This is a genomic window from Micromonospora wenchangensis, from assembly GCF_002210435.1.
Taxonomy (GTDB): domain Bacteria; phylum Actinomycetota; class Actinomycetes; order Mycobacteriales; family Micromonosporaceae; genus Micromonospora; species Micromonospora wenchangensis.
Genome location: NZ_MZMV01000013.1, coordinates 50,252 through 77,070, shown reverse-complemented (window position 1 = coordinate 77,070; position 26,819 = coordinate 50,252). Strand labels below are relative to the sequence as shown.

Genomic DNA, 26,819 nt, shown 5'->3' with positions numbered 1-26,819 from the left:
CACCGCCGGCGTACCGCCGGGGCAACCGCGACGCTGTGGAGGGGGAACCGTGTCGATCACCGACGACATGCGGGCGGAGCCCCGGGTCGCGGGGCAGTCGTCCGCCCCGCCGCCCCGCGACGGCCAGTTCGACAAGACCCCACCGCAGGACGTCGCCGCCGAGCAGTGCGTCCTCGGCGGCATGCTGCTCTCCAAGGACGCGATCGCCGACGTCGTCGAGATCCTCAAGTCCACCGACTTCTACCGGCCCGTCCACGCCACCATCTTCGACGCGATCCTCGACATCTACGGTCGCGGTGAGCCCGCCGACGGCATCACCGTCGCGGCGGCCCTGGCCGACTCCGGGGACCTCGCCCGGGTCGGCGGCGCCCCCTACCTGCACACCTGCATGGCGGCCGTGCCGACAGCGGCGAACGCCTCCTACTACGCCCGGATCGTCGGCGAACGCGCCGTGCTGCGCCGCCTCGTCGAGGCGGGCACCCGGATCGTGCAGCTCGGCTACGGCACCGCCGCCGGTGGCAGCCGGGACGTCGACGACGTCGTCGACCTGGCCCAGCAGGCGGTCTACGAGATCACCGAACGGCGGGTCAGCGAGGACTTCGCGGTGCTCGCCGACATGCTCCAGCCCACCCTGGACGAGATCGAGGCGGTCGGCGCGCAGGGCGGCGTGATGACCGGGGTGCCGACCGGCTTCACCGACCTGGACCGGCTGCTCAACGGCCTGCACCCGGGGCAGCTCATCATCGTGGCCGGCCGCCCCGGTCTCGGTAAGGCGCTGGCGCTCGACACGCCGCTGCCCACCCCGGACGGCTGGACCACCATGGGCGAGGTCGAGGTCGGCGACCGGCTGCTCGCCGCGGACGGCACGCCGACCACGGTCACCGCCGCCTTCGCCGTGATGCACGGGCGACCCTGCTACGAGGTCGAGTTCTCCGACGGCAGCGTGATCGTCGCCGACGCCGGGCACCTGTGGCGGACCACCACCCGCAAGCCGGCCCTCGCGGCGACGGGCGGTACGCCGTCCGACGCGGCCCAGAGCCCCGCCGAGGCCGAGGACGGCGTGCTCACCACGGCGCAGATCGCGGCGACGCTGCGTACCGGGCCGCAGGGACGACCCCGGCACGCCGTCGCCACCTGCGCCCCCCTGCAACTGCCCGAGCGGGCGGTGCCCATCCCCCCGTACGGCCTGGGTGGCTGGCTCGGCGACGGCCGGGCCGACCCGGGGCACCTGGCCGCATCCTTCCTGACGACGCTGCGGGAGATCGGTGTCCTCGCGGACAAGCACATCCCCCGCGACTACCTGCGCGGCTCCGAGGCGCAACGTCGGGCGCTGCTCGCCGGGCTGATGGACACCGCCGGCACCCTCACCCCGACCGGCGAGCACCGGTACACCTCGACCTCGCGGCGGCTGGCCGGCGACGTGCGGGAACTCGTGGTGGGTCTCGGCTACCGGTGCACGCTGACCGAGCGGCCGGCACCCGGCCGGACCGGGACGACGTACACGGTCGCCTTCGCCACCCCGGACGCCGTCTTCCGCCGGGAGCCCAGGGCTTCCGCCGAGGCCGTCCGCCTGCGCACCGACCCGGCTGTCCGGTACGTGGTGGACGTCCGCCCGGTGGCCAGCGTGCCGGTGCGGTGCGTGACCGTCGACAACCCGGACCACCTCTACCTGGCCGGCCGGTCGATGATCCCCACCCACAACAGCACGGCCAGCATGGACTTCGCCCGCAACGCCGCGATCCGGGCCAACCAGGCCGCCGCCATCTTCTCGCTGGAAATGAGCAAGGTCGAGATCGTCATGCGGCTCCTCTCGGCCGAGGCTCGGGTCCCGCTGCACGTGCTGCGCAGCGGTCAGCTCTCCGACGACGACTGGACCAAGCTGGCCCGCTGCATGGGTGAGATCAGCGAGGCGCCGCTGTTCGTGGACGACACCCCGAGCATGAACCTGATGGAGATCCGGGCGAAGGCGCGGCGGCTCAAGCAGAAGCACGACCTCAAGATGATCGTCGTCGACTACCTCCAGCTGATGACCTCACCGAAGCGCACCGAGAGCCGTCAGCAGGAGGTCGCGGACCTGTCCCGTGGCCTGAAGCTGCTGGCCAAGGAGGTCGAGTGCCCGGTGATCGCGGTCAGCCAGCTCAACCGTGGCCCGGAGCAACGCACCGACAAGCGACCACAATTGTCCGATTTGCGTGAGTCGGGCTGTCTGGCAGCGGAGACCCGACTGATCCGGGCCGACACCAATGCGGAAGTCACCATGGGCGAGCTGCTGAAGGCCGGGACGAGGGAAATCCCGGTCTGGGCGCTCGACGAGAATCTGCGGTACTCGCCCCGGACCATGACGCACGTCTTCCCCAGCGGTCGGCGCGAGGTGTTCCGGCTGACCCTCGCGTCGGGGAAGCAGATCGACGCGACTGCGAACCATCCTTTCCTCACCTTCGCCGGGTGGGTGCCGCTCGGTGAGCTGGCTGTCGGAGCGCGGCTGGCTACGCCGAGACACCTGCCCCCGCCGCTGGCGATCCGGCCGTGGGTGGAGGCGGAGGTGGTACTGCTCGCGCACCTGCTTGGTGACGGTTCGTTTGTCAGACGCCAGCCGATCCGGTACGCCAGCAGGGACGAGGAAAACCTGGTGGCAGTGGCCGAGGCCGCGAAGCACTTCGGAATCAGCGCCGTACGGGACGAGTACGAGGCCGCCCGGGTCACGACGCTCCGGCTGCCCGCACCGTACCGACTGGCCCGTGGACGGCGTAATCCGATTGCAGAATGGCTCGACGGGCTGGGGCTCTTCGGGCTGCGTTCGCACGAGAAGTTCATTCCGCAGGCGATCTTCAGTATGCCCAAGGAACAGGTCACGCTATTCCTGCGCCACCTGTGGTCGACCGACGGCTCGGTCCATGTCAACAAGTCGGGTAGGGGCGGGCGTGTCTACTTCTCCTCCACCAGTCGCAGAATGCTTGAGGACATCTCCCGGCTCCTCCTGCGGTACGGCATCACCGCACGCCTCAAAATCGTTCCGGTAGCTGACCACCGTCCCCAGTACACCCTCGACATCTCGGGCCGGGACGACCAACTGCGGTTCCTGCGGGAGATCGGGGTGCACGGGGAGCGCGCCGTGAAGTGTGAAGCGCTGCTCACGGTGCTGGAGACGGTCGTGGGCAACACCAACGTCGACACGGTACCGACCGAGGTGTGGAGCCGGGTTCGGGACGTCCTGGTGGACCGGGGTATGAGCCACCGGGAGTTCGCCCGGGCCATCGGCACCCAGTTCTGCGGCAGTGCGCTGTGGAAGCGCGCACCGAGCCGATCCCGACTGGCGAAGATCGCCTCGGTGCTCGACGCCGCCGACCTCGAACTGCACGCCACCAACGACATCTTCTGGGACGAGATCACCTCGATCGAGTCCCTCGGTGAGCAAGAGGTCTACGACGCGACAGTGCTCGGCACCCACAACTTCATCGCCAACGGCATCGCCACCCACAACTCGATCGAGCAGGACGCCGACGTCGTCATCCTGTTGCACCGCGACGACTACTACGACAAGGAGTCGCCGCGCGCCGGAGAGGCGGATTTCATTGTTGCCAAGCACAGAAATGGGCCCACCGACTCGATCACGGTGGCGGCGCAACTGCACCTGTCCCGCTTCGTCGACATGGCGATCGTCTGACCCGACGCCGGCCGGTGACTCAGCCGAGTAGCGGGAACCAGCCGGCGGCCTCGCCCAACGCCATCCGGTCCCGGTCGGTCAGCGCCTCCCGACCGGTGGCCTTGCCCAGGTATGTCAGGTCGTCCCAGTCGGCGGGCCGGACGGTGTCGTCACTGAGCAGGCCGTCCATGGTGGCGACGGCGACGGCGACGGCGTGCGCACCGGGCGGCGGCGCGTCGGGCAGGTCGGGCACCAGGTCGAGGTGGTGCACGACGGCCTCGGTGGTCAGCGTGGCCAGGAAGTCGGGCACCCGCAGCACGTGTCCCTGGGTGGTGACGCAGCCCTGCGGGTCGGCGGCACCCGCCGCGCGAACGGCAGCCGGGGCGGTGTCCGCCCAGATCCGGACCACGCCGGTGGGCCGGTCGAAGGCGGCGGCCGAGCGGCGGGCCCACCACGCGTGCCGGGCCGCGGCGTCGGGATCGGCACCGGCCGGGAACGACCTCCAGTAGCTGACGTCGTCGGTGTCGGCCGGCCCGTCGGCGGGGCTGGCCAGCGTGACCAGCGCCCGTTGGGCGTCGCAGAGCAGGTGGAAGAGCAGGTCGGCGACGACCCAGCCGCGACACCGGGTGGGGCGTTGCAGAGCGTCGTCGTCGAGGTCGGCCACCACCCGGGTGATGCCGTCGTAGGCCTGCGCCAACGCGGTGTGCTGCCGGACGAACGTCATGCCGTGCAGCGTCGCACGCCCGGCATGCTCCGGCATCCGGACCCGGAAACCAACTGCCGGAACCCCGCGCGGCCGACGGCGGTGACGGGACCGGGCCGGGCGCGGGAGGACCCGGCCCGGCCGTCGGCGGAACCGGTCAGCCGAACATCTCGTCGAGGAAACCCTTGTGCTTCTTGCGCTTGTAGTGGCCGTGGTAGCCGTGGTGTTGCGGGTGGCCGTAGCCACCGTGGCCGCCGTACGCGGGCTGCGGCGGGTAACCCGGCGGGGGCGGGGGTGGCGGCACGGCACCGTAGCCCGGCTGGTGGCTCGGGGCGGGCGGCGGTGGGGGCGGCGGCGGGTATCCGCCCGGCGCCTGGACGTGCTGCTGACCGGGGACGGCTCCCGGCTGGCCGGGTGCGCCCGTGCTGCGCTGCCGGTTCCAGTTCGCCTCGGCCTCGAACAGCTTTTCGAGTTCGCCGCGGTCCAGGAAGATCCCCCGGCACTCGCCGCACTGGTCGATGACGACTCCGCTGCGCTCGTACTGGCGCATATCTCCGCGACACTTGGGACAGGTGAGCTGCATCGCTCGACGGTACCCGGTCCGTGCCGCATTCAGGCGGTGGCGATCAGCGCCGAGGTCACCTCGTCGTCGTCGACCTCGTGGAAGTCGTCGTAGTGGGCGCTGACCGCGGTGAAGCCGACCGGGTGCTGCGGGCAGACCACCTCGTCGGCCTCGGCGGCGAGCATCTCGTACGCCTGCTGCGCGCCGACCGGCACCGCGACCACGACCCGCCCGGCGCCGAGCCGCCGGGCGACCTGCACGGCCGCGCGGGCGGTCGCGCCGGTGGCCAGCCCGTCGTCGACGATCAGGGCGGTACGTCCGGTCAGGTCGAGCGGGGGTCGACCGTGCCGGTAACGGGCCTCCCGGCGGTCGAGTTCGGCCTGTTCACGGCGTTGCACCTCGGCGCGGTCGGCCGGGTCGAGCGGGGCGGCGACCTGGTCGTTGAGGACCCGGACCCCGCCGGGGCCGAGCGCGCCGAAGGCCACCTCGGGTGCCCCGGGCAGGCCGAGCTTGCGGACCACCAGCACGTCGAGCGGTACGCCGAGCCGGTCGGCGACGACCCGGGCCACCGGCACCCCGCCGCGTACCAGGCCGAGCACGACGACGTCGGGTCGACCGGCCAGCGCGGTGAGCCGTTCGGCGAGTCGACGGCCGGCGTCGGCGCGGTCGCGGTAGCTGCTCATGTCCTCAGGTCTACGCCCTGCGGGCGGGGTGTGCCGGGAACTCGGCGGAACCGGTGCCGGGCGGGTGGTGAGGGCGGCGGCCCAGGCCAGCAGGGCGATCGGGTAGAGCAGGTAGCCGAAGCGGGTGGTCGGCATCAGCAGGATCGCGGCGAGCAGGCCGTACCCGCAGACCAGTGCGGTGGTGGCGGCGGTGCGGGGCGGGCGGCGGACGAGCCGGACGGCGATCGCGCCGCCGATGGCGACGAGCAGCGCGGCGGCGACGATCCGGCCGCCGGGCAGGGCGGTGGCGATCAGGTGGCCGGGGAACGGGGACTGGGCGGGGCTGGTGACCTGGCCGTGGCCGAGGGGGAAGCGGAGCACGTTCTCCACCAGCGCGTCCCGGTCGACCAGCAGGGCGGGGAGCAGGGCGAGGGCGGGCAGCCCGAGGGCGCCGGCCGCCACCCGCAGCCCGGCCCGGCGGGTCGTGCCCCAGAAGATCAGGACCAGCGCGACCGGCCAGGCGAACAGCTTCAACGCGCCGGCCAGCCCGACCGCCAGCCCGGCCCCGCCGGGTCGACCGGTGGCGGCGAACGCCAGCGCCAGCAGGCAGAGCGCGAGTACGGGTAGGTCGTCGCCGCCGGTGGCGAGGGTGAGCGCGCAGATCGGCAGGACGGTCGCGGCCTGCACGCCGCGTAGCACCGCCGGTGCCCCGGCCCGTCCGCCGGTGGTCGGGGCGGGACGGCGCAGCGCGACCACGGCCCATGCCAGGGCTGCGGCGGTGACCAGCGCGAACCAGATGCGGGAGTCGGTCCACCAGGTGTCGGCGGCGGCCCGGGGCAGCCCGAACAACGCCATTCCCGGCTGGTAGGGGGTGTAGCCGAGCAGCCGTTCGTCGGCGGGCAGCGCGGCGATGGCGTCCGGTCCGAGGTAGGGGGTGCCGTGCTCGGCGAGCCGGATGCCGGCCTGTTCGACCACCACCACCTCCTCCTGGGCCCGGTCGGTGCGTCCGGCGGCCCGTTGCCCGGCCTGCACGGTCAGCGGGAGCAGGGCGGTGCCGGCCCAGGTGAGGCCGGTGACCACGGCGCGGGCGGTGGTGCCGGCCAGCCGGGGTCGGTGGTGGCGGAGGAGGAACTGGGCGGCGACCAGGATGGTCGCGGCGAGGTAGCCGACGGCGGCGGGGCCGCCCCAGGCCCGGTGCGGCGGCAGGGTGGAGGTGGCGGCGGTGACGGCGGCGAAGATCGCGGAGAGCAGGTAGAGGCCGAGGTCGAGGGCGAGTCCGCCGGCGGCGGTGTCGACGGCCCGCAGGCGGCGGGCGGCACGGTCGGCGGCGGTCACGCCGGCAAGTGTGGCAGACCCGTCGGGCGGTTCCGGGCGGGCTGGCGGCGGCCGGGGGTGCTGAGTCGGATGACCGCGCCGGTGTCGTGCAGCGGGGTGGCGAGACTGCCGGGGCGGCCGCCGGAGCCCCGTTGCAGCGCGGCGAGGAGCGCGCCGGCCGGCAGTGGGCGGGCGAACAGGTGTCCCTGGCCGGCGGCGCAGCCGAGCGACCACAGGGCCCGGCGCTGCGGTTCGCTTTCCACGCCCTCGGCGACGACGGCCAGGTCGAGGCTGCGGCCGAGGTCGAGGGTGGAGCGGATGACGGCCGCCGCCTCGGCGGAACTCTCCATCGCGGTGACGAAGCTGCGGTCGATCTTCAGTTCGTGCACGGGGATGCGGGAGAGCAGGGAGAGCGAGGAGTAGCCGGTGCCGAAGTCGTCCAGGGCGAGCCGGATGCCGGAGTCGCGGAGCCGGTTGAGCACCCGGTCGACCACGTCGAGTTGGCTGAGGGTGAGTGTCTCGGTCAGCTCCAGGACGAGCCGGTCCGGGGGGAAGTCGTGGGCTTGGAGCCGGGCCAGCACCGCGCCGGGGAACCGGGCGTCGAGCAGGCTGCGGGGCGAGACGTTGACCGAGACGGGCAGGTCGAAGCCGGCGGTCCGCCAGCCGACGGCGGCGACGAGCGCCTGGTCGAGGATGGCTTCGGCGAACGCGGGGAGCATGCCGGAGCGTTCCACCGCCTCGATGAAGCGCAACGGGTCGATCACCCCGTGCCGGGGGTGGTGCCAGCGGGCCAGCGCCTCGGCTCCGGTCACCTCGCCGGTGCCGAGGTCGACGATGGGCTGGAAGTTGACGGTGAACTCGTGATCGGCGACCGCGCGGGGCAGTTCACCGCCGAGGGTGAGCCGGCGCAGGTCGGCGGTGTCCCGGGTGGGGGCGTACGTGGCGATCCGTTGGCCGGCCCGCTTGGCCTGGTACATGGCGACGTCGGCGCGGCGCAGCAGTTCGGGCATGCCGCCGGTGGAGGGGGCCGCCGCGATGCCGCCGCTGGCCTCCACGCTGATCCGCATGCCGTCCACGTCGATCGGTTCGTGCAGGGCGCCGAGCAGGGTCTCGGCCCGGTGGGCGGCGATGGCGGGGGCGGGCAGGTTGCGCATCAGCACGGCGAACTCGTCGCCGCCGAGGCGGGCGACCAGGTCCTCGTCGCGGGCGGCGGCGCGCAGCCGGTCGGCCACCCGCATCAGCACCTGGTCACCGGCGGCGTGGCCGAGGGTGTCGTTGACCTCCTTGAAGTGGTTGAGGTCGATCAGGACGAGGGCGGTCACCCCCTCGGCGTGCCGGGTGCCGAGCTGTTCGGTGCCCCGGTCGAGCAGTTGCCGGCGGTTGGCCAGGCCGGTGAGGGCGTCGTGGCTGGCGGCGTGGGCGTGTTCGGCGGCGACCCGGGCGAGTTCGGCGTACGCCTGGGCGTTGCGGACGGCGGTGCACAGCGCGGAGGCGAAGGTACGCAGGGTGTACTGCTCGCGTTCGTTGAGCCGGACCGGTCCCCGGAACCGCAGCCGCAGCATCCCGACGTCGACGGTGCGGTCGTGGCCTTCGAGGCGGGCGGGCAGGACGGTGCCCTCGATCTCACTCGGGGTGCCGGACGGGCCGTCGTAGGTGATGGTGCCGCTCGCGCCCCGGACGGTGCGGCCGGCGTCGCGCAACTCGATCTCGACCTCGTCGGCGGAGAAGAGTTCGGTGGCCTGGGTGACGGCGGTGGTGAGGACCTTGTCCAGGTCGACCACGTTGAGTGCGTCGGTGGTGCGGGCCAGCCGTTGCCAGGCCTGTTGCTCGGTGCGGGACTTGACCTGGTTGGAGTAGAGCAGGTGCAGGCTGAGCACCAGGGGTGGCACGGCGAGCAGGAGCCGGGGGTCGGCCTGGAGGATGGCCAGGGTGACGGCGATCAGGACGAACCGGGCGAGCGCGCTGGTGAGGCGCAGGCCGAGGTCGTCGGAGAAGAGCCGGGGCAGCGGGGTGCCGGTGGCCATCGCGATGACCGGCAGGGTGAGTAGTTCGTCGAGGACCACGGCGACGACGTAGGCGAGCCCGATCATGCCGATGGCGTTCGGCAGGTCGGTGTCCTGCGGCGACCAGCCGAGGGTGTGCAACGCGACGCCGCCGGCGGCTGCCAGCAGCATGCTCTTGGCGATGCCGAAGGTGGTCTTCAACGGTCCGCGCTTCATGGACAGCAGGGCGATCGCGACGCCCGTCCCGGTGGTCAGGACGACCAGGGGCGCCGGTGCGACGGCCAGCCCGAGGACGATCGCCGTCTCGCTCCAGGAGACCGCGTGGACGGTGGCCCGGATGCGGATCTGCCAGTTGATCCGGACGCTGAGCGCGGCCATGAAGGCCAGCGCGACGGAGCGGGTGAGGTCACCGCCGGTGAGGTCGAGGTGGACCAGTTGGTAGAGGGCGACGACCGCCGCTGCGGTGGCCACCACGCAGACGAGGCCGACGTGCAGCGTCAGCTGCCGCTCGGCCTCCGTCTTGCCTTCGTCCGGTCGCGCCACCGTGTCCTCGACAACCACTCCGTGTCGCTGAGCAGAGGCCAAGGCTACGTGGGGTCACGCCGCCACCACAATCGTTCAGAGCCACTCGTGTGCGGACATCGCGTTCGCCCTCCCCTGGTCGTTGTCGCCGACCCTTGCGGTCGGCATCTGACAGGGGACAGCCTAAGGGCGGTTAGGCCGTTTTTGGAGGTATAAATGTAACTATGAGCGATAGGTGAGAATTGAGTGCATCTTGGTGACTTTCCGTTTCCATGGGGAAACGGAGTGCTGAGCGCTCCCGACGGTTCTCGTTAACGCTAGATAATGGTGCAGACGGCGGCTCGGCGACATCGGGCGAGAGGGGCCGCTTGCCGTACGTCGAGGTGACCGGCTGTGCGAGTGCGACAGATCACCCCATTGTGGAACGCAGCGTAGTCGGGTCGGCGCGGTGGTGCCAACGTCGTCGAAGTGGCCCGGTGGCGATTCGCGGTCACGGCGCGACGGAGGGTTTCTCAGGTGTGACGATCTCGCGCGTGATGGGGTTTCCCGCTCTCCGGTGGACGCGAGAACCTATTAGTGGCGGCCGATGAAATCGACGATGAACTACCGATCACGAATCGTCCCCGCGCGCTCGCCGTTCCTGTTCCCGGTCGTCGTCACGCACCGGACGTACCCTCCGGTCGGAGCGCACCGCTAGGCTCGCGGACGTGACCGATCCCGCGCAGCTCAGCCACGTCGACGCCGCGGGCGCGGCCCGCATGGTCGACGTCTCCGCCAAGCCGGTGTCCGGCCGGGTCGCCGTGGCCGCCGGGCGGCTGCGCACCACCGTCGAGGTGGTGGAGCTGCTGCGCCGCGACGGGCTGCCCAAGGGCGACGCGCTGGCCGTCGGCCGGCTCGCCGGCATCATGGGCGCCAAACGCACCCCCGACCTGATCCCGCTGTGCCACCCGATCGCCCTGCACGGGGTCACCGTCGACCTCGAACTCACCGACGACACCGTCGAGATCACCGCCACCGCCCGCACCGCCGACCGGACGGGGGTGGAGATGGAGGCGCTGACCGCCGTCGCCGTCGCCGGGCTGGCCCTGGTCGACATGGTCAAGGCGGTCGACCCGGCCGCCGCCGTCGACGGCGTCCGGGTGCTGAGCAAGTCCGGCGGCAAGACCGGCGAGTGGGTCCGCCCGCAGGACCGACCGTGATCCGGGCCCGGGTCGTCGTGGCGTCCAACCGGGCCGCCGCCGGGGTGTACGCCGACACCAGCGGCCCGCTGCTCGTCGCCGGCCTGCGGGAGCTGGGCTGCCAGGTCGACGAGCCGGTGGTGGTGCCCGACGGCGAACCGGTCGGCGAGGCACTGCGCGCCGCCCACGCCGACGGGATCGACGTGGTGCTGACCAGCGGCGGCACCGGCATCAACCCCACCGACCGGACCCCGGAGGTGACCCGGGCGCTGCTCGACCACGAGATCCCCGGCATCGCCGAGGCGATCCGCGCGTACAGCCGGGACCGGGTGCCCACCTCGGCGCTGTCCCGGGGGCTCGCCGGGGTGCTGGGCCGGATGCTCGTGGTCAACCTGCCCGGCTCGCGGGGCGGCGCGAAGGACGGGCTGGCCGTGCTCGGGCCGATCCTCGGCCACGCGGTCGACCAGTTGCGCGGCGGCGACCACTGACCACACGGTCGGCACGGCGGCGATAGGCTCGCGGAGGTGTACGCGGAGCGCCGCGTCCCGTCCGAACGGAGGCCCCCGGTGAGCACGGAAACCGCCGCCGCCGCGGCCCAGGTCGCCGCGCCGCCGCCGGCCGGATGGGAAGAGGCCCGCTCCCGGGTGTACGCGGTCGGCCTCGCCGCCGCCCTGCCCCCGGTCAACCGGTCGCTTTCCGACGTCGACGGGTACACCCTGGCCGAGCCGTTGACCACCCGGACCGACCTGCCCGCCTTCCCCACCTCCAGCGTCGACGGCTGGGCGGTACGCGGGGCCGGCCCGTGGGACGTCGTGGGACGGGTGCTCGCCGGGCAGACCCCGGCCGGGCTGACCGCCGACGGCACCACCGTCGAGATCGCCACCGGCGCGATGGTCCCCACCGGGACGACGGCCATCCTGCGGATCGAGGACTCGCGGCGTACCCCGGACGGGCGGGTGACCGGCACGCCGCGTCCGAACCCGGAGTGGCGGGAGCCGGGCGAGGAGGCGGTGGCCGGCGAGGAACTGCTGCCGGCGGGCACCCCGGTCGACCCGGCGCTGATCGGGCTGGCCGCCTCCTGCGGGCACGACCAGCTCACGGTGCGTCGCCAACCGCGCGCCGCGCTGCTGGTCTTCGGCGACGAACTGCTCACCGCCGGGCCGCCCGGGTCGGGCCGGGTCCGTGACGCGCTCGGCCCGGCCGTGCCGTCCTGGCTGCGCCGCTACGGCTGCCAGGTGCGGCCCGCCGACGTGGTCGGCCCGGTGGCGGACACCCTCCCGGCCCACGTGGCCGCCCTGCGCGGGGCGCTCGCCGGGGCCGACCTGGTCTGCACCACCGGCGGCACCATGCACGGCCCGGTCGACCACCTGCACCCCGCGCTGGAGGCGCTGGGGGCCGACCACGTGGTGAACACGGTCGCCGTGCGGCCCGGTTTCCCGATGCTGCTGGCCCGGCTGGTCGACGCCGACGGGCGGGTGCGGTTCGTGGCCGGGCTGCCGGGCAACCCGCAGTCCGCGATCGTCGCCCTGGTGTCGCTGGTCGCGCCGCTGCTCGCCGGGCTCCAGGGCCGGGCGCTGCCGGCGCTGCCCCAGGCCACCCTCGCCGGGCCGGTGCCCGGTCGGGGCGACTACACCCACCTGGCGCTGGTCCGGCTGGACCGGGCGGCCGGCACCGCCCACCCGGTCCGCCACGTCGGGTCGGCGATGCTGCGCGGGCTGGCCGGCGCGGACGGGTTCGCGGTGATCCGGCCGGGCACCTCCGGCGAGGTCGGGGACCGGGTGCCGGTCGTACCGCTGCCGTTGCTGCCCGGGGAGCGCACGTGGTGACGACCGGCCCGACGACGGCCCTGCTCGCGGTCACCGACCAGCCGCTGGACCTGGCCGCGCACGAGGCGGCGGTGGCCGACCGCCGGGCCGGCGCGGTGGTCTCCTTCCAGGGCGTGGTCCGCGACCACGACCACGGCCGACCGGTGACCCTGCTGGAGTACGAGGGCCACCCGAGCGCCGTCGAGACGCTGCGCGCGGTGGCCGCCGAGATCGCCGCCGACCCCGACGTCTACGCGGTGGCGGTGTCGCACCGGATCGGCCGGCTCGACATCGGTGACGTGGCGCTGGTGGCGGCGGTGAGCACGGCGCACCGGGCGGCGGCCTTCGCGGCCTGCGCCCGGCTGGTCGACGAGGTGAAGGCGCGGCTGCCGATCTGGAAGCGGCAGGTCTTCGCCGACGGCACCGAGGAGTGGGTCAACTGCCCCTGAGCCCGGCGTCGCGGCCCGCCGGGTGCCGCCCGACCGGGGTCGGCCGACTGCGGTGGCGGGGGCCGGGCGGGGTCAGCGGCGGCCGGCGGTGGCGGCGCGGGCCGGCCGGTCGGCGTAGAAGGCGGGTTCGGCGCCGGGCCGCCACGGCAGGGCGGCGACCAGCACGATCAGCGCCAGTGCGAGCGAGTTCTCCATCAGCGCGCCGAACAGGCCGTCCTGGTAGTGCGACACCTCGGGGAGCTTGTGCTCGTACGGCCAGATCGGCGAGATCAGGAAGAGCAGGTACAACCCGAGCGCCGCCACGCCGTGCCGCAGCCCGGTCAGCGTCGGGTACCAGATCGGCGGGCGCAGCCCGCTCACCCCGGGCGGCCCACCGAACGCCTGCTGGCCGGTGCGCAGCGACAACCCCCGGCTCGCCTCGCGGCGGCGGACGGCGGCGTCGGCGAGCACGACGATCGCCGGGATGACCCAGACCAGGTGGTGCGACCAGGAGATCGGGCTGATCACGTTGGCGGTCAGCCCGACCAGGGTGAACGCGGTCAACTCGTCGCCGTCGGCGCGGGCGTTGGCGGCCCGGGACAGCCCGACGGCCAGGATCAGCACCGAGAACGCCAGCCAGAGCAGGCCGGGCGTCTCGATCGAGTCGTAGAGCCGGGCCAACAGGCCGGCCAGCGACTGGTTGGGCGTCATGTCGGCGGCCCCGACCCGTTCGGTCTGCCACAGCACCCCGCCGAAGTAGGCCCGCGACTCGGTGCCGACCAGCGCGAAGCTGCCCAGGGTGACGCCGATGGTGGTGCCGACGGCGGTGGCGGCGACCCGCCACTGCCTGGTGATCAGCAGGTAGGCGATGAACAGCGCCGGGGTGAGCTTGACGGCGGTGGCCAGGCCGATGCCGACCCCGGCCCAGGAACCGCTGTAGAACAGCCGCAGGAACGGGCCGTCGGTGTCGCGCCCGTGGGTGCCCCGCCGGGAACGCCAGCGCAGGCCCACCAGGTCCGCCATGATCAACGCGAACAGGAGCAGGTTGACCTGGCCGTACCCCAGGGTCTCCCGGACCGGTTCGATGGCCGTGGCCATCGGCGTGGCGATGGCCACGGTGAACCAGAGCGGCCAACCGAGCCGGTCGACGATCGGACGCAGCAGCGCGGCGAGGACCACCGCCAGGGCGGCGATGCTGCCGGCCGCGTTGACCCACCCGGCCACCTCGATCGGCAGCCCCGCCATCGGCAGCATGGCCAGCGCGGCGAAGGGCGGGTAGGTGAAACCCAGCGTGGTGGTGGGCGCGATGAACTCGTACAACTCGTGCCCGCTCGCCCACCACACCACCGCGCCGTGGTAGATCTTCATGTCGAAGAAGTTGTACGGCCGCCCGAAAGCACCGATGGCGAGCCATGCGGCATAGGCGACGGCGGCCACGATGCCGGTCCGTACGACTGTCCTACGATCGATCCCACGCGTTGCGCGACGCACCGGGGCGAGGCGGTCCGCACGTCTACCGACGGTTGTCGGCATGGCGTGGCCACCCCCGTACCAAGGTCGTCCTACCCGTCCAGGTCCGGTAGGGAGCCTAGAACGGCGCCTCACGTTGCTGCCTCCCGCGTTATCCGACCGTGTCCGATCCCACACCAGTTTTTGACATTTCCACCGCGTTAACGGGTGTCGGGCGGTTCAGGTAATTCGTGGCCTTGCGGGGGGTGATGGCCGAATCGATGCAGGTCAGCCGGGAAGTCGACGGGCGGCGGCGGCCGACCGCACGGCGATCCGGGCCTCCCGCCGGGCCGTACGCACCGCGCGACCCACCGAACGTCGGGAGTGGCCGATGCGGTGACCGGCCCGCCAGCGCAGACCCGGCCTGCCCTCGGTGTCGGCGGCGGCGAGCAGCAGACCACCGAAGAGCCCGAGGTTCTTCAGGAAGTGCACCTGGTTGTTGTTCCGGGTCGCCTGATCGTCGTTGCTCCAGAACGGGTGACCGGCGGCGGTGGTGGGCACCAGCGTACCGGCCAGGACCAGCGCGGCCGGCCGGGTGAACTTGCCGGTGGCCAGCATCAGACCGGCGGTGAACTGCACGGCGGCGTTGGCCCGGATCAACGTCTCGGTGTCGGTGGGGAGCTGCGGCGCGACCTGCTGGATCAGCGGCGTGACCCGGTCGGTGACCGGCTTGGCCGCCGGGACGAGCCGGTGGGGGTGCTGAAAGTTGCGGGCGCCACTGACCACGAAGATGCCGCTCAACATGACACGGGCGAGGGAGCGCACGGGTTTCATGGCTCAGTCATACCCCGTTTGACGCCCCGCTATCCGGGCAATGGCCGATCCGCAGCGGTCCGCGTGTCGACGGTCCGCATCGGTGCGTCGACCCCCGCCACGGGCAGGCGGTCGTGCGTACCGGCAGGCGGAGGCGGTGCGCCACGCCGAACGGAGCGACCGTCGCTGATGGACGGGCTCCGACCGGTAACGTCGCGCGGGTGACGACCCTGCGGCTGCGTCCCGAGGGCCCGGCCGACGCCGGCCCGGTCCGCCGGGTGCTGGCCGCCGCCTTCGCCCGCCCCGACCGCACCACCCCCGGTGAGGTCGCGCTCGTCGACGAGCTGCGCGGCAGCGCGGCGTGGCTGCCGGAACTGGCGATGGTCGCCGAGTACGGCGGCGAGGTGGTCGGGTACGCGCTGCTCACCCGGGTGCACGTCGAGACCGACCGGGTCCGCGTCCCGGCGCTGGTGCTCGGGCCGGTGGCGGTGGCCCCGCACCGGCAACGGGTCGGGCACGGCACGGCGGTGGTGCAGGCCGCGTTGGAAGCCGCCACCGAGTTGGGCGAACGGCTGGTGGTGGTGCTCGGCGACCCGGCGTACTACAGACGGTTCGGCTTCACCCGGGCCGACCGGATGGGACTGGTCAGCCCCTGGTCGGGGCTGGGTGAGCCGTGGCAGGCGCTCGTGCTGCCGCCGGAGGTCAGCGACGCGCCGCCACCACCGCGCGGCGAGGTGGTCTTCCCGCCGCCGTGGTCCCGGGTCTGACCCCGGCGGTCACGACGGCTGGGTACGCAGGTAGCGGCCGAAGTGCGGGACGGTGAAGGCGACCGTGCCGCGCTCCCCGGAGTAGATCAGCCCCTTCTTGATCAGCGCGTCCCGGGCCGGGGAGAGGCTCGCCGGCTTGCGGCCCAACGCGCGGGCGATCTCGGCGGTCGGCACGGCGGCGTCCATGTCGTCCCGACCACCGCCGTCGGCCTCGCCCGCCACCTGGGACAGCGTCGCCATCGCCCGCATGTACTCACGTTCGGCGGGGGTGGCCCGCTCGAACCGGGAACCGAAGAAACCGACAGCCAGCTCCGCCTCCGCCTCCGGCGCGGCGACCCGCACGTCCGCGTCGGTGATCGGTGACCGGGGAGCGTGGTCCCAGGTCGCCTTCCCGTACGCCTGCACGAAGTACGGGTAGCCGCCTGACGACTCGTAGAGCAGGTCGAGGGCCTTCTGCTCGTACTCCACCTGCTCCCGCTCGGCCGGCGCGCACAGCGCCTGGTCGGCGGCGATCCGGTCCAGCCGGTCGATCCGCAGGTAGCGGAACAGCCGCTCCGAGTACGACTTGGCGGCGCTGAGCACCGCCGGCAGGTGCGGCAGACCCGCGCCCACCACGATCAGCGGCGCGCCGAGCTGGGACAGCTCGTGGCAGGCCGCGCAGAGCGCCGAGATGTCCTCCGCCCCGAGATCCTGCATCTCGTCGATGAAGACGGCGATGCCGGTGCCCACGTCCCCGGCGACCGCCGCCGCGTCGGTGAGCAGCTCCACCAGGTCGATCTCGATGTCGCCGGAGTCGGCCCGGCCGCTGCTGGCCGGCACGTCGATGCCGGGCTGCCACCGGTCGCGTAACCGGGGGGCCGCACCGGCCCGCCCGGTGGTCGGTGCGCTGCGCTGCGCGAACGCCTTGAGTACGCCGAGGAAGGCGTCGATCCGGTCCGGTGCGCGGTGCCGGGGGGCCAGTTCCCGGACCGCCATGTGCAGGGCGGCGGCGATCGGCCGACGCAGCGACTGGTCCGGCCGGGCCTCGATCTTGCCGGTGCCCCAGAGCTGGTTGATCGCCTGCGAACGCAGCGTGTTGAGCAGGACCGTCTTGCCGACGCCGCGCAGGCCGGTGAGCATCAGGCTGCGTTCGGGGCGTCCCCGGGCGATCCGTTCCAGCACCACGTCGAAGACGTCCAGCTCCCGCCCCCGCCCGGCGAGTTCGGGCGGGCGCTGACCGGCGCCCGGGGCGTACGGGTTGCGGACCGGATCCACGCATCGCACAGTATCGGGCGCTCTAGCCTGCGGACTAGAGATGCGTAGACGGGGCTACCGGCGTGTCGCCGACCCACCCTCGACCGGAATATGGGGCTGTCTAGCATCCACGCTAGACAGCCCCATACTTTCCTGTTCAGCTTCGTTTGCGCAGGCAGAGCACGTAGTCGAAGAGGTCGACCGAGTTGTCGTGCACGTAGTTGGCGTTCGACTCCGGTGCCAACGACCGGCACCGCTCCCCGTTCGTGGACGCCGGGATGCGCAGCAGCACCTCGTAGGTGTTCGGGCCGCACGGCACCTTGCGCAGCTCGGCGTCGCTGGCCGTACCGTCGTTGACCACGCAGTCGCCCTTGACGATCTGCTCCGCCCTGGTCGGCGTGGGGGTCGGCTCGGCCGTCGTCGGTTCGAGGGTCGGCACGTCCGTCGGGGTGCTCTCCGTCGGCCCGTTCTCGGTGGGGGTGGCGGAGCTGCCCGTCGGGGTCGCCGGACCGTCACCGTCATCCGAGGCCAGGAAGAACCAGCCGCCCACCCCGAGGCACGAGCAGAGCAGCAGGACCACCACCAGCCCGAGGATCAGCGCGATCCGGCCGCCCCGCCCCTTCGCCGGTGGCGGGGGCGGATACCCCGGCACGGGCTGCCCCGGGAAGCCCGGCGGCTGCTGTCCCGGAAACCCGGGCGCGGCCTGACCGGGATAACCGGACGTCGGAGCGGCCGCCCCGGGGAATCCGGAGGACGGAGGTGGTACCGACTGGCCGGGGTAGCCGGAGGTGGGCGCGGCGGCCCCGGGGAATCCGGAGGACGGTGGTGGCGTGGCCTGGCCGGGGTAGCCGGAGGTGGGTGCGGCCGCCCCGGGGAATCCGGATGACGGCGGTGGTGGCGCGGCCTGGCCGGAGTAGCCGGTCGGTGAGGGCGACGCCGGTGCGGCGAACGCGCCCGCTGCCGGCGCTGCCGTCGGCCCGGCGGGCGGGAACGGCCCCGGCGGCGGGTAACCGGCCTCCGCGGACGCCGCCGGCTGACCCGTCGGCGGCAGATACGTGTCCGGCGGCGGGTAGCCCGCCCCCGAGGTGGGCGGTGGCGGGTAACCGGCCCCCGAGGTGGGCGGCGGCGGGTACCCCGCTCCCGACGTGGGTGGGGGCTGCGGGGTCTCCGATGCCGGCATCTGCGTGGTCGGGGAGTACCCGCCGGTCGACGCGGGCATCTGCGTGGTCGGGGAGTAGCCGCCGGCCGGCGGGGGCGTCGCCGGCTGCCCGGCTCCCGACACCGGCAGTCGGGTGGTCGGCGGTTCCGGTGGCGTGGCGATCGGGGCGGTCGCCGCATCACCGGTACCGGGAGCCGTCGGCGGCTCGTTGCGCAGCGCCGTGGTTGGTGCGTCGTCCGTACCGGCCCAGATCGGTGCGGTCGGCGGTTCCGGTGGGGTCGCCAGCATCGCCGTGGTCGGCGGTTCCGGCGGGGCGGCGAAGATTGGCGTGGTCGGCGGTTCCGGCGGGGCGGCGAAGATTGGCGTGGTCGGGGGTTCCTCCACCGCCGGGACGGGTGCCGTGGCCTGCTCGTCCGCCTCCCGCGACACGGGCACGGTCGGCGGCTCCGGGTCCTGCGCCCGGATCGGCTCGGTCGCCGCCTCGACCGGGGCGGTGTCGGGTTCGCCCGCCGGGCCGGCGACCGGTCCGGTCGACACGGCGGTCGGCTCGTCGTCCTGGCCGGTCGGGACCGGCCCGGCGGACACAGGCGCGGTCGGCTGCTCGCTGGAGTCGCCCGTGAGGGGCGCGGTCGGCTGGTCGTAGAGGTCGGCCGCGACGGGTGCGGTCGGCGGTTCGTCGGCCGGGTGCGGGGGAGGCGACGAGATCGGTGCGGTCGGCGTCTCGTCGGCGGTCGACGGGACCGGGGTGGTCGGCGCGGTGGGTGCCTCGTCCTGGTCGCGGGCGAGGGGAGCCGTCGGCGCATCGTCCGGCTCCGCCGGGATCGACGCCGTCGGCGCGTCCGCGTCAGACGGGACTCCCCCGGTCGCCGACCCGGACCGGGCGAGGGGTGCGGTCGGCGGCTCCGGCTCGGACCGGTCGATCGGTTCCGTTGCTGGTTCCGGGGGGATCGGCGCGGTCGGCGGCTCGGGGTCGGACCGGCCGATGGGTTCCGTTGCTGGTTCCGGGGAGATCGGCGCGGTGGGCGGCTCGGAGCCGAGGGGCTCGGTGGGTGGCTCGGACTCGGAGGCCGTGGGCCGGTGTTCCTTGTCGGGACGGCCGGAGTCGGGTGGGCCGAAGGTTGACAATCTCTCTCCCCAGGGGTGGGCTCAGCGCTGCTTCAGGCAGAGGACGAAGTCGAGGGTGTCCAGCTCGCTGTCGAAGAAGTACCAGTTGGTGTAGCCCTCCACCACGCCGCACTTCGCCTCGGCGTCCCTTTCACCACTGGTCGCTCCGTCGAAACGGCGGAGCACCTCGTACGTCTTCGGAGCGCACGCGGTGATCAGCAGCTTGGGCTTGCCACCGGCCGGGCCCTCGTTGCGGACGCACTGTCCCGCCTTGACGAACCGGGGGTCGGCCGACGAGGCGGGGGCGGGTGTGGTGGCTGTCGGACCGGAGGCCGCCCCGTCCGGCTCGACCGGCGTCGTCGGCAGGACGGCCCCGGTCGTGGACGGTGCTCCGTCGTCGTCGCTGAGCAGGTACCACAGGATGCCACCGCCGAGGACCAGCACCCCGAGCACGACCAGCACCGCCACCAGCGGACCACGACCGCGCGCCGGTGTCGGGGCACCCGGGTACGCCGTCGGCGAGACGACCGCGTACGGATCGACCGACCCGTACTCCCCCGGCTGCCGGTACGGCGGGTGGCCGGACGGCTGGGACGGCACGACCGGGGGCTGCTCCGGCGCGGGCGGGCTCCAGCGGTCGTCCGGGCGTCGCCCACCCCACGGTTCCGGGGAGCCCCCCGGTGGTCCGTAGTTCGCCATGCCCGTCCTCCCGCGTGCCGAGATGCCGGCCATCCGAAGGACGCCACCGACGTGGTCACCGTAGCGTGGTCCCGCGATGAGCTCATCTCCCTCGGCCGCGACACCCGCCCGACCAGCCCTGATCTGGACGGCACTGATTCTCGTCTACGTGCTGTGGGGTTCCACGTACCTCGGTATCCGGGTCGTGGTGGAGTCGATGCCGCCGCTCGGGTCGGCCGCCGCCCGGTTCGGCGGTGCCGCGCTGGTGCTGGCGGTCGTGCTGCGGCTGCGGCGGGGCAGGGGCGCGCTGCGGGTGGACCGCCGGCAGCTCGGTTCCGCCGCGCTGGTCGGGGTGCTGCTCCTGGCCGGCGGCAACGGGCTGGTGGTGCTCGCCGAGTCCGGTCCGTCCGGGGTGGCGGTGCCGTCGGGGATCGCCGCGCTGCTGGTGGCGACCGTCCCGCTGCTGGTGGTGCTGCTCCGTACGGTGACCGGGGACCGCCCGCCGGGGTGGACGTTCGCCGGGGTGACGCTGGGCTTCCTCGGGCTGGTGCTGTTGGTGCTTCCCCGGGGCGGGTCCGGTGCGGTGCCGCTGTTCGGGGCGTTGACCGTGGTCGCGGGGGCGGTCTGCTGGTCGGTGGGGTCGTTCCTGTCCAACCGGCTGCGGATGCCCGCCGATCCGTTCGTCGCCACCGTCTACGAGATGGTCGCCGGGGCGGTGGCCCTGTCCGTGCTGTCGCTGGCCCGGGGTGAGCTGCGCGGGTTCTCCCCGGCCCAGGTGACCACCCGGTCCTGGCTGGCGCTGGCGTACCTGCTGGTGGCCGGGTCGCTGGTGGCCTTCACCGCGTACGTCTGGTTGCTGGCGAACGCCCCCATCTCGCTGGCCGCCACCTACGCGTACGTCAATCCGGTGGTGGCGGTGGCGCTCGGCGCGCTGCTGGTCGCCGAGCCGGTGACCGGTCAGGTGCTGCTCGGTGGCGCGGTGATCGTGGCGGGTGTGGCGCTGGTGGTGACGACCGAGCGGCCCCGCCGACCGGTCGTCGACGGGGCGGTCTCGGAGCCGTCCCGCCGGTAACGTCGACGGCCGTGCCCCTCGGCCCGCCGACCCCGAACGCGCGGCCCGGCCAGCCGACCCCGAGCCCACTGCCCGGCCTGCCGCCGGTCGTGCGTGGCGCGGCGGCCTGCCGCCCGGAGCCGCGATGACCGGGATGCTGGTGACCGCGGCGGCGACGCTCGGTGCGCTGGCCGGCCTCGCCGCCCCCCGCATCGCCCGCGCCTTCCCGCCGCCCGAGCCCCCGCGACCGTCGCGGGCCGGGCACGCCGCTCCCCGACCGACCGGGCAACCCGGGCACGGCGTGCCTCCGGCCGTGGTGGGGGCGGTGGTCTGCGCCGGGTTGGCCGTCGCGCGTGGCCCGGAGCCGGCACTGCCGGCGTTCCTGCTGGTGGCGGCCGTGGGGGTGGTGCTGGCGGTGGTGGATCTGGCCAGCCTCCGCCTGCCCGACCCGCTGGTCGGTGCGGCCGCGCTCGGCGGCGGCACCGCACTGACCGTGGCCGCCGTCGCCGCGGGCAGCCCCGGCCGTCTGGCGCTCGCGCTGGCCGGTGCCGCGCTCTCCTTCCTCCTGTACGTGGTGCTGGCGCTGCTGCCCCGGTCCCGGCTCGGCTTCGGTGACGTGAAGCTGGCGGCGGTGCTCGGCCTGCCGTTGGGCTGGCTGGGTTGGCCCACCCTCTGGCTCGGCCTGCTGCTGCCGCACCTGCTCAACGGGGTGCTGGTGCTGGCGCTGCTGGTCGCCGGCCGGGTACGCCGGGACACCGCCCTGCCGTTCGGCCCGGCCCTGCTCACCGGTGCCTGGCTCGCTGTCCTCCTCGCCTGACCCGCGCCCCCGGGACGGGTGGGCAGCAACGTCGCGCACCGAGCGGTAACAGCGCGGGCGGATACCGCTACCTCGACCCCGTAGGTCGGTCGACAGGTCGTTAGATCAGGCGGAGCTGACGGTCCTTGGGGCGGCGCGGTTCGGCCTCGCCGAACCGTTCGAACAGGCCCGGGTCGACGACGTCGAGGAACGGCGACGGCCGGCAGTCGCGTTCCGTTCCGTGCCGGACCCGGCGGGCGGCGTGGCTGACGTAGAGGCGGTCCTGGGCGCGGGTCAGCCCGACGAAGAAGAGCCGCCGCTCCTCGGCGATCGCGTCGTCGTCGGGTGTCGAACCGGGCCAGCGCAGCGGCAGCAGCCCGTCCTCGACGCCGACCAGGAAGACCACCGGGAACTCCAGCCCCTTCGCGGCGTGCAGGGTGAGCAGGGTGACCGCCTCGGCGCGCGGGTCCAGCGCGTCCACCTCGGCCCCGGTGGCGAGCTGGGAGAGGAAGAGTTCCAGGTCGTCGCCGCAGCGCCGGGCCAGTGGGGTGAGCAGGTCGACGGCGGTCCGCACGTCCTCGGGGCGTACGGTGCCGGCGGCGTCCAGCGTGGGGGCGGCGAACCGTTCGGCGAGCACCTGGCCGGCGGCCCGGACCCGGGCGGGCAGCCCACCGGTGGAGCCGTCGGTGTGCCGCAGTTCCCGGGCGATCGCCAGGACACCGGGCCGGTCCCGGAGCCGGTCGTGCGACCGCTTCTGCACCGGGATGTTGGCTCGGGCCAGGGCGTCCACGATCGGGGCGGCCTGCGCGTCGGTGCGGTACAGCACCGCGATGTCGGAGAAGGACAGGCTGGTGGACCGGCCGTCGATGCGTCCGGAGTCCAACGACCGGTGGGAGAGGCCGCCGACCAGGTCGTCGACGGTGCGTACCACGAAGTCGGCCTCGTCGGCGACGGACGCCGCCGGGTAGCGGCCGACCAGCGGGGCCTCCGGGTCGAGCCGGGCCGGGTCGAGCCGGCGGCCCCGGACCAGCGACGACGGCGCGATGGCCTGGACGGCGGCAGCCAGGATCGGCGCGGACGAGCGGTAGTTGCGGTTGAGCCGGACCAGCCGGGCGTCGGTGAAATCCTCGGAGAAGCGCAGGAAGTAGCCGACGTCGGCACCCCGGAACGAGTAGATCGCCTGGTCCGGGTCGCCGATCGCGCAGAGGTTGCCGTCGGCGGGGCTGAGCAGCCGCAGCAGGTCGTACTGCACGGCGTCGACGTCCTGGTACTCGTCGACGAAGATCCACCGCCAGCGTTCCCGGTAGTCCCGGACCAGCTTCTTGTCGCCCTTGAGCAGCGCGACCGGCAGGGTCAGCAGCTCGTCCAGGTCGACCAGGTCCTGCTTGCGCAGCAGCGCCGTGTAGCGGGCGGGGTCGTCGCCGGCCTCCGTCCGGGCGGCGGCACGCTCGGCGTCGTCGGCGATCCGGAACCCCTCCGGCAGGCCGGCCGCGGCGGCGTTCTCCCGCAGGATGGCCAGCCCGAGCGAGTGGAAGGTGCCGACGGTGACGTCCTCGGCGACCGGGCCGAGCAGCCCGTCGAGCCGGTGCCGCAGCTCCTCGGCGGCCCGCCGGGTGAAGGTGATCGCCAGGCACTGCTCGGGGAAGACGTTCAGCTCGGCGCAGAGGTAGGCGATCCGGTGGGTCAGCGTGCGGGTCTTGCCGGTGCCCGGCCCGGCCACGATCAGCAGCGGGCCGCCGGGCGCGGAGGCGGCCACCCGCTGCATCGCGTCCAACCGGTCGAGCAGGCCGGTGCCGACCTCCTCCATCCCGGCGAGCATCGGCTCGAACGGCTCGTGCGGCGAAGGGGCCGAGGCGATCGGTGGCGGTGGCGGGGTCGGCGCGGGCTTCGGCTTCGGCTCGGCCTTCGCCGCCGCCGGCCGCTTGGCCTTCGGTTTCGCCGCCGGCTCCGTCGGCCTGCGCTGCGCCGGCACCGGTACGTCGAACAGCGTCTCCTGCCCCGCTCCGGCGGCCCCGCCCAGCTCGGCGGGGTCGAAGAGGGTGATCACGCCGTACTCGCCGTCGTAGCCGGGGACTCGGCGCACGTCGCCCCGGCGCAACCGGCCGATGCCCTCGGCGAGCAGTTCCCCGCCGACCCGGCCGATCTCGTCGACCGGGGTACGGGTGAGGATCTCCAGCTCCGGGCCGAGCGCGGCGACCAGCTCGTTGAGCTTCCCCTCGACCTTCTTGGACCGGGGCCCCACCTTGTTGATCTCACCGAGGATCTCGGCCAGCGGCACCAGGTGGGTCACCTCGCGGGCGTGCTCCGGGCGGTGCCCGTCGGGGCGGTCGGCCAGCTCCTCGACCCGGCTGAGCACCCCGACGGTCAGCGGCTTGCCGCACTCCGGGCAGCGCCCGCCGGCCGCCCGGGTGCGCTCCGGCGCCCAGTTGACGCCGCAGAGCCGGTGCCCGTCGGCGTGGTACTTGCCCTCCTCGGGGAAGAACTCGATCGTCCCGGCCAGCCCGTCGCCGGTCCGCAGGGCGTCGCGGATGGCGAAGTAGTCACGGGCCGACGAGAAGACGGTGGCCTCCCGGGCCAGGGCCGGCGGGGAGTGCGCGTCGGAGTTGGAGACCAGCCGGTAGCGGTCCAGGCTGCCGACCCGCCAGTTCATCGCCGGGTCGGAGGAGAGCCCGGTCTCCACCGCGAAGACGTGCTCGGCCAGGTCGGCGTAGCAGTCGGCGATCGCGTCGAAGCCCGACTTCGAGCCGAGCGCGGAGAACCACGGCGTCCAGATGTGCGCCGGCACCAGGTAGCCGTCTTCGCTGGCGTCGAGGGTGATCTCCAGCAGGTCCCGGGAGTCCAGGCCGAGGATCGGCCGGCCGTCCGAGCCGAGGTTGCCGATCCGGCCCAGCGCGGTGTTGAACCGGGCCACCGCGTCCAGGTCGGGCAGGTAGATCAGGTGGTGCACCTTGCGGGTCCGGTCGTCCCGCTTGTAGATGGTGGAGATCTCCACGCTCAGCATGAACCGGACCGGGTCGGCCTCCGCCGCGTCGGCCAGCCGGGGCGGCAGTCGCCTGGCGATGTCCGCCTCGGCCTCCGGGCCGAGCCGGTACAGGCCGGGTTCGGCCGGTTGCAGGGTCTCCCGCAGGTGGTCGTACCAGGCGGGATGGGTGAAGTCCCCGGTGCCGAGCACCCCGATGCCCTTGCGTCGGGCCCACCAACCGAGGTTGGGCAGGGTGAGATCGCGGCTGCACGCGCGGGAGTACTTCGAGTGGATGTGCAGGTCCGCGACGAACGGCGGGACGCCACCAGGGGGAGCGGCGTTGAACGGAGGCACGCCGCATCCTGTCACGGCTGGTCCACTACCCGCCTGCCGCCACGCGTACGCGTGACCTGAGCAATCCGGTGCTGGACTCCGCCGCCCGGACGCGCTATGTGCGCGGCCCCGGCCCGTCCGGGCAGGTCACGGGGCACGCAGCTCCACCAGGGTCACCTGTGGCGGTGCGCCGACGCGGACCGGAGGGCCCCAGAAACCAGCCCCGTTCGTGACGTAGACCTTGGTGCCGTCGACCTCGCCGAGGCCGGAGACCACCGGCTGCTGGAGCTTGACGGCCAGGTTGAACGGTGCGAGTTGCCCGCCGTGGGTGTGCCCGGAGAGTTGCAGGTCGACGCCGAACTTCGCCGCCTCGCGGGCGGCGACCGGCTGGTGGGCGAGCAGCACCACGGGGCGGCTGACGTCGCGGCCGCCGAGCGCGGCGGTGAAGTCGGCGGGGCCGGCGACGCCGGTGCCGTCGGCGGTGACGTCGTTGATCCCGGCCAGGTCGAGCACCCCGCCCCGGGCCCGGATCTCCTGCCGCTCGTTCTGGAGGACCCGCAGACCGAGCCGGTCGACCTCGGCCACCCACTCCTCGACCCCCGAGTAGTACTCGTGGTTGCCGGTGACGAAGAAGCTGCCGTAGCGGGACCGCAGGTCACGCAGCGGCTCGGCGGCCTCGCCCAGTTCGGCGACCGACCCGTCGACCAGGTCACCGACGACCGCGACCAGGTCGGCGTCCAGCCGGTTGATCATTTCGACGATCCGCTCGGTGTGTGCCCGGCCGCGCAGTGGCCCGAGGTGGATGTCCGAGACGGTGGCGATCCGCAGCCCGTCCATGCTGCGGGGGAGCTTCGCCAGCGGGATGCGTACCCGGTCGAGCTGCGGCGGGCCCAGCGCGGTGCGGACCCCGTACCCGGTGATGCCGGCGGCGGTGAGCCCGGCGAAGATGGCGGCCCCCCGGGCGAGCAGCAACCGGCGGGACTCGTCGTGGTCGGGGCGGTCCACCGCCTCGGCGGCCGGCGGGTCGGCGCCGCCGGCCGCACCGACCAGCGCCGGCTCCGGGGCGGCGGTGGTCGCCTCGGCGGCGGCGCTGCGGCGGCGCAGCACCAGCCGGGCCACCGCCATCGGCACCTCCAGCACCAGCAGCACGATCAGCAGGTAGAACATGACCGCGAGCCAGAGGTAACCGGGCCAGGCCAGCCAGAACGCCCCGGCGATCTGGGTGCCCGCCATCGTCGCGGGGACGAGCACCGCCAGCACCAGCGCGACGACCGTGCCGACCCGCCGCCACCGGCCCGGCCCGGTGGTGTCCTTGACCAGCCGCTTCCACAGGTAGAAGTGGATCAGGCCGGTGATCAGGGCGAGTGTGCCCACGAACCCCAGAATCGCCAACACGGCAGCCCTTCCTCAGCCGCCCGCGAAGGGAGGCAGCACGTCGATCGTGGCCCCGGCCGGCAACGGTGTCTGACGATCATGGCAGGCCACTCCGTCGACCAGGAAACTCGCCACCTGGAGCACCGCGGCCAGCCGGGGGCCGTGCCGGTGCGCGAGTTCACCGAGCAGTTCGTCCAGCGGGCGGCCGGCGGATGCGGTCTCCTCGCTGCGACCGGCGGCGGCCCGCGCCCCGGCGAAGTACCGGACGGTGAGGTCCACC

General features: G+C 73.7%; 20 protein-coding genes and 1 pseudogene. 8 read left to right on the top strand and 13 right to left on the bottom strand.

Going from position 1 to position 26,819, the window contains the following annotated elements:
* Window positions 1-67: 67 nt before the first annotated feature.
* Window positions 68-3,664, top strand: coding sequence for a replicative DNA helicase (locus tag B5D80_RS10515; RefSeq protein WP_088643681.1), 3,597 nt, complete (start codon window positions 68-70; stop codon window positions 3,662-3,664).
* Between the two features lie 19 nt (window positions 3,665-3,683).
* On the opposite strand, the gene B5D80_RS10510 is transcribed toward B5D80_RS10515, so the two are convergent.
* The 5 genes and pseudogenes from B5D80_RS10510 to B5D80_RS10490 form a co-directional block, all read right to left on the bottom strand.
* A complete protein-coding gene (locus B5D80_RS10510) occupies window positions 3,684-4,367 on the bottom strand; it encodes a maleylpyruvate isomerase N-terminal domain-containing protein (RefSeq protein ID WP_088643627.1) in 684 nt (227 codons plus the stop codon).
* A 136-nt stretch (window positions 4,368-4,503) separates the two neighbouring features.
* Window positions 4,504-4,929, bottom strand: a complete 426-nt coding sequence (locus B5D80_RS10505; RefSeq protein WP_088643626.1) for a TFIIB-type zinc ribbon-containing protein — start codon at window positions 4,927-4,929, stop codon at window positions 4,504-4,506.
* A 29-nt stretch (window positions 4,930-4,958) separates the two neighbouring features.
* Complete coding sequence (locus tag B5D80_RS10500; RefSeq protein WP_088643680.1) at window positions 4,959-5,591, bottom strand: phosphoribosyltransferase; 633 nt, start codon at window positions 5,589-5,591, stop codon at window positions 4,959-4,961.
* 24 nt (window positions 5,592-5,615) lie between these two features.
* Window positions 5,616-6,905, bottom strand: a pseudogene (locus B5D80_RS10495) (glycosyltransferase 87 family protein); the annotation flags it as partial.
* On the bottom strand, window positions 6,902-9,448 hold the full coding sequence (locus B5D80_RS10490; RefSeq protein ID WP_245854420.1) for a putative bifunctional diguanylate cyclase/phosphodiesterase: 2,547 nt from the start codon (window positions 9,446-9,448) through the stop codon (window positions 6,902-6,904). The gene B5D80_RS10490 and the pseudogene B5D80_RS10495, both read right to left, overlap by 4 nt.
* A gap of 668 nt (window positions 9,449-10,116) precedes the next feature.
* Between B5D80_RS10490 and moaC the strand changes: the two genes are divergently transcribed.
* From moaC to B5D80_RS10470, 4 genes are all read left to right on the top strand, one after another.
* Window positions 10,117-10,608 carry a cyclic pyranopterin monophosphate synthase MoaC gene (moaC, locus tag B5D80_RS10485; RefSeq protein WP_088643625.1) on the top strand — a complete coding sequence of 164 codons (492 nt, stop codon included), beginning with the start codon at window positions 10,117-10,119 and terminating at the stop codon, window positions 10,606-10,608.
* A complete protein-coding gene (locus tag B5D80_RS10480; RefSeq protein ID WP_088643624.1) occupies window positions 10,605-11,075 on the top strand; it encodes a MogA/MoaB family molybdenum cofactor biosynthesis protein in 471 nt (156 codons plus the stop codon). The genes moaC and B5D80_RS10480 overlap by 4 nt, the downstream gene beginning before the upstream one ends.
* A gap of 78 nt (window positions 11,076-11,153) precedes the next feature.
* On the top strand, window positions 11,154-12,413 hold the full coding sequence (locus tag B5D80_RS10475; protein ID WP_088643623.1) for a molybdopterin molybdotransferase MoeA: 1,260 nt from the start codon (window positions 11,154-11,156) through the stop codon (window positions 12,411-12,413).
* On the top strand, window positions 12,410-12,841 hold the full coding sequence (locus B5D80_RS10470) for a molybdenum cofactor biosynthesis protein MoaE (RefSeq protein WP_245854426.1): 432 nt from the start codon (window positions 12,410-12,412) through the stop codon (window positions 12,839-12,841). Before B5D80_RS10475 ends, B5D80_RS10470 begins: the two co-directional genes overlap by 4 nt.
* A gap of 72 nt (window positions 12,842-12,913) precedes the next feature.
* On the opposite strand, the gene B5D80_RS10465 is transcribed toward B5D80_RS10470, so the two are convergent.
* Entirely contained in the window at window positions 12,914-14,353 is a 1,440-nt protein-coding gene (locus B5D80_RS10465; protein ID WP_088643622.1) for a glycosyltransferase 87 family protein, read from the bottom strand.
* A gap of 204 nt (window positions 14,354-14,557) precedes the next feature.
* Window positions 14,558-15,103, bottom strand: coding sequence for a DoxX family protein (locus B5D80_RS10460; RefSeq protein ID WP_088643621.1), 546 nt, complete (start codon window positions 15,101-15,103; stop codon window positions 14,558-14,560).
* Window positions 15,104-15,303: 200 nt separating this feature from the next.
* Between B5D80_RS10460 and B5D80_RS10455 the strand changes: the two genes are divergently transcribed.
* Complete coding sequence (locus B5D80_RS10455; RefSeq protein ID WP_088643620.1) at window positions 15,304-15,849, top strand: GNAT family N-acetyltransferase; 546 nt, start codon at window positions 15,304-15,306, stop codon at window positions 15,847-15,849.
* Between the two features lie 9 nt (window positions 15,850-15,858).
* Here B5D80_RS10455 and B5D80_RS10450 read toward each other — a convergent pair whose 3' ends face one another.
* The 3 genes from B5D80_RS10450 to B5D80_RS10440 form a co-directional block, all read right to left on the bottom strand.
* Window positions 15,859-17,103 carry an ATP-binding protein gene (locus tag B5D80_RS10450; protein ID WP_088643619.1) on the bottom strand — a complete coding sequence of 415 codons (1,245 nt, stop codon included), beginning with the start codon at window positions 17,101-17,103 and terminating at the stop codon, window positions 15,859-15,861.
* Between the two features lie 136 nt (window positions 17,104-17,239).
* Entirely contained in the window at window positions 17,240-17,734 is a 495-nt protein-coding gene (locus B5D80_RS35095; protein WP_088643677.1) for an LppU/SCO3897 family protein, read from the bottom strand.
* Window positions 17,735-19,387: 1,653 nt separating this feature from the next.
* Window positions 19,388-20,044, bottom strand: a complete 657-nt coding sequence (locus B5D80_RS10440; RefSeq protein WP_088643618.1) for an LppU/SCO3897 family protein — start codon at window positions 20,042-20,044, stop codon at window positions 19,388-19,390.
* Window positions 20,045-20,120: 76 nt separating this feature from the next.
* On the opposite strand from B5D80_RS10440, the gene B5D80_RS10435 reads away from it, so the two are divergent.
* Together B5D80_RS10435 and B5D80_RS10430 are read left to right on the top strand one after the other, a co-directional pair.
* Window positions 20,121-21,095, top strand: coding sequence for an EamA family transporter (locus tag B5D80_RS10435; protein WP_211291453.1), 975 nt, complete (start codon window positions 20,121-20,123; stop codon window positions 21,093-21,095).
* Window positions 21,096-21,219: 124 nt separating this feature from the next.
* On the top strand, window positions 21,220-21,891 hold the full coding sequence (locus B5D80_RS10430; RefSeq protein ID WP_088643617.1) for a prepilin peptidase: 672 nt from the start codon (window positions 21,220-21,222) through the stop codon (window positions 21,889-21,891).
* 100 nt (window positions 21,892-21,991) lie between these two features.
* On the opposite strand, the gene B5D80_RS10425 is transcribed toward B5D80_RS10430, so the two are convergent.
* The 3 genes from B5D80_RS10425 to B5D80_RS10415 form a co-directional block, all read right to left on the bottom strand.
* Entirely contained in the window at window positions 21,992-25,186 is a 3,195-nt protein-coding gene (locus tag B5D80_RS10425) for a UvrD-helicase domain-containing protein (RefSeq protein ID WP_088643616.1), read from the bottom strand.
* A gap of 126 nt (window positions 25,187-25,312) precedes the next feature.
* Window positions 25,313-26,560 carry a metallophosphoesterase gene (locus B5D80_RS10420; protein ID WP_088643615.1) on the bottom strand — a complete coding sequence of 416 codons (1,248 nt, stop codon included), beginning with the start codon at window positions 26,558-26,560 and terminating at the stop codon, window positions 25,313-25,315.
* 12 nt (window positions 26,561-26,572) lie between these two features.
* Window positions 26,573-26,818 (bottom strand): MoaD/ThiS family protein, encoded by a 246-nt coding sequence (locus tag B5D80_RS10415; RefSeq protein WP_088643614.1) that lies wholly within the window; start codon window positions 26,816-26,818, stop codon window positions 26,573-26,575.
* Window position 26,819 lies beyond the last annotated feature (1 nt).

Coding starts and splice junctions, on each gene's coding strand:
- B5D80_RS10500 (WP_088643680.1), bottom strand. CDS start 5,591: ATGAGCAGCTACCGCGACCGCGCCGACGCCGGCCGTCGACTCGCCGAA.
- B5D80_RS10435 (WP_211291453.1), top strand. CDS start 20,121: ATGAGCTCATCTCCCTCGGCCGCGACACCCGCCCGACCAGCCCTGATC.
- B5D80_RS10430 (WP_088643617.1), top strand. CDS start 21,220: ATGACCGGGATGCTGGTGACCGCGGCGGCGACGCTCGGTGCGCTGGCC.
- B5D80_RS10465 (WP_088643622.1), bottom strand. CDS start 14,353: ATGCCGACAACCGTCGGTAGACGTGCGGACCGCCTCGCCCCGGTGCGT.
- B5D80_RS10510 (WP_088643627.1), bottom strand. CDS start 4,367: ATGACGTTCGTCCGGCAGCACACCGCGTTGGCGCAGGCCTACGACGGC.
- B5D80_RS10505 (WP_088643626.1), bottom strand. CDS start 4,929: ATGCAGCTCACCTGTCCCAAGTGTCGCGGAGATATGCGCCAGTACGAG.
- B5D80_RS10460 (WP_088643621.1), bottom strand. CDS start 15,103: ATGAAACCCGTGCGCTCCCTCGCCCGTGTCATGTTGAGCGGCATCTTC.
- B5D80_RS10515 (WP_088643681.1), top strand. CDS start 68: ATGCGGGCGGAGCCCCGGGTCGCGGGGCAGTCGTCCGCCCCGCCGCCC.
- B5D80_RS10440 (WP_088643618.1), bottom strand. CDS start 20,044: ATGGCGAACTACGGACCACCGGGGGGCTCCCCGGAACCGTGGGGTGGG.